The organism is Pelomonas sp. KK5 (genome assembly GCF_001984095.1).
Classification (GTDB): Bacteria; Pseudomonadota; Gammaproteobacteria; order Burkholderiales; family Burkholderiaceae_C; genus KK5.
The window spans coordinates 1-2479 of record NZ_LYVQ01000417.1; the positions used below are offsets into that span (position 1 = coordinate 1).

General features: G+C 71.2%; 2 protein-coding genes and 1 pseudogene. All 3 read right to left on the minus strand.

Annotated features, from left to right (window positions below; genetic code table 11):
• Positions 1 to 306, minus strand: a pseudogene (locus B0W88_RS31170) (ABC transporter permease); the annotation flags it as partial.
• Positions 303 to 1847, minus strand: a complete 1545-nt coding sequence (locus B0W88_RS31175; RefSeq protein WP_077038346.1) for a sugar ABC transporter ATP-binding protein — start codon at positions 1845 to 1847, stop codon at positions 303 to 305. The pseudogene B0W88_RS31170 and the gene B0W88_RS31175, both read right to left, overlap by 4 nt.
• The coding region (locus B0W88_RS31180; protein ID WP_369973971.1) for a DUF2291 domain-containing protein at positions 1844 to 2479 on the minus strand (636 nt) is incomplete at its 5' end. The genes B0W88_RS31175 and B0W88_RS31180, both read right to left, overlap by 4 nt.

Below are 2479 nucleotides of genomic sequence, written 5' to 3' on the forward strand. Positions count from 1 at the left end.
GCCCACCGAGAGGTCGATGCCGCCGGTCAGGATCACCAGCAGCATGCCGATCGCCAGCAGGCCGAAGATGGCCACGTGCGAGGACATGATCAGGAAGTTGCTGCTGCTGAAGTAGACCGGCGAGAGCAGCGAGAAGGCGAGCACGATGGCCACCAGCGCGAAGAAGGCGCGGCCTTCGAGCAGCAGGCGGATCGGGTCGAAGGAGGCGCCGGCGCGCAGCGGCGGCGCGGCAGGAACGGGCAGGGGCGTGGCTTGGCTCATGGCGCGGGTCTCCGTGGTCTTGTCGGGGGTGGCGATCTCGTTCATGCGGGACTCATCTGGGCATGCGCGACCACGGCCTCGCCAGAGGCGGCCATGATCTTTTCCTTGCAGGCTGAGGCCGCGTCGAATTGCGCGGAGATGCGGCCGCGGCGCATCACGACGATGCGGTGGGCGACGCCGAGGCATTCGGCGACCTCGCTGGTCGAGAACACCACGGCCAGGCCCTGGCGGGCGCGCTCGGCCAGCAGGCGGAACACCTCGGCCTTGGCGCCGATGTCGATGCCGCGGCTCGGCTCGTCCAGCAGCAGCACCTTGGGGCCGGTGGCGAGCATCTTGCCGATGACGACCTTCTGCTGGTTGCCGCCGGAGAGCGAGCCGATCGCCGCGCCGCCGCCGGCGGTCTTGACGGTGACCTGGCGGATCGACTCGTCCACCAGCGCGCGCTCGCGCCGGCGCGAGGTGAACAGGCCGCGCACGAAGGTGCCGATGCTGGCCAGCGAGAGGTTCTGGCCGACGCTCATCGTCTGCACCAGGCCATCGCGCTGCCGGTCCTCGGGCACCAGGGCCAGGCCGCGGGCGATGCGCTCGGCGATGCTCAGGCCGGCCAGGTCGCTGCCTTCGAGCAGCACGCGGCCGCCGCTGAGCGCACCGCGGCCGGCGGCGGCCTCCAGCAGCTCGGTGCGGCCGGCGCCCATCAGGCCGTAGATGCAGACGATCTCGCCCGCGCGCACGTCGAGCGAGAGCTGGTCCACCAGCTCGGCGCCCGAGCGCGGCTCGCGGACGACGGCCTCCTCGATCGCCAGCGCCACCGGGCCGAAGGCGTAGCCCGCGGGCGGGCGGCCGAGGTCGTAGTGCTCGCCGACCATGTGGCGCACGATCCATTCGAGGTCGATCTCCGCGCGCGGCGCCTTGGCCGTCATCGCGCCGTCGCGCAGCACCACCGCGTGGTCGGTGATCTCCAGCGCCTCTTCGAGGTGGTGCGAGATGTAGACGATGGCGACGCCGCGCGCCGTCAGGTCGCGGATCACCTTGAACAGCGCCTCGACCTCGGCGGCGGAGAGCGCCGAGGTCGGCTCGTCCATGATCAGGATGCGGCTGTTGACGGACAGCGCGCGGGCGATCTCGACGATCTGCTGCTGGCCCAGGCGCACTTCCTCCACGCGGGTCAGCGGGTCGATGGCTTCCTCCAGCTCGGCCATCAGCGCGGCGGTGCGGCGGGCCTCCTCGGCGAAGTCCACGGCGACGCCGCCGGCCTTCATCAGCTCGCGGCCCATGAACACGTTGTCGCGCACGCTGAGGTTGGGCGCCAGCGACAGCTCCTGGTGGATGATCGAGATGCCGCGCTCGCGCGCCTCGCTGGCCGAGCCGAAGACGACCGGCACGCCGTCCAGCACGATCTCGCCGGCCGTGGGCGTGACGACGCCGGAGAGGATCTTCATCAGCGTGGACTTGCCGGCGCCGTTCTCGCCGAACAGCGTCGTCACCTGGCCGGCGCGGATGTCGAAGTTGACGCCCTTGAGCGCGTGGACGCTGCCGTAGCTCTTCGCCACGCCACGAGCCGACAGCACGATCTCGCCGTGCTTCATGGCTGCGCCACCTTGAACTGCACCGGAGTCACCAGCCAGTTACTTGCATTGATCAGCTGGAAGACGCCGGTGACCTGCACCTTCTTCCCCGCGAGCGCGGCGCGGTCCAGCTTTCCGATCACCTGCGCCTTGACCTGCGCGTTCAGCGCGGCGCCGGCGTCCTGGTATTCCATCTGGTTGGTGAACTGGCCGAAGTCGACGGTGCCGGTGGCGTCGCGCAGGTCGGTGCCGTTGATGGCCGGGCCGGTCTGCACGCGGATCTTCTGGCCGGCGGGGAGGCCGTCGACGAGCAGGTTGAAGATGCCGGAGCGGCCGTCGCCATCGATGCTGCCGGTGAACCTGACCGCGAAGATCGGGCCGACGCTGCCGGGCTTGCCGTACTTCTCGCCGGCGGCGGCCTTGTCCTCGGCGATCGCCGCGGACAGCACGGCCGCGTCGACGGCGCTGCCCTCGATCTGCGCGGCGATGGCCGGGAAGGCCTTCCTGCCCCAGGCGCCGGCGTCGAAGGCGGCGGCGCGCTGGTCCTGGGTCGAGCCGATGCGCACGACATGGGTGTCAAGCGCCATCGCGGCGAGGACGGCCAGGGCCACCGCGGGCCAGATGAAGGCCGCCCGGCGGGGGCGGTGGGATGC

What these genes read in the sequence shown, in the direction of transcription:
- B0W88_RS31175 (WP_077038346.1), bottom strand. Translation starts at nt 1,847, where the DNA reads ATGAAGCACGGCGAGATCGTGCTGTCGGCTCGTGGCGTGGCGAAGAGC.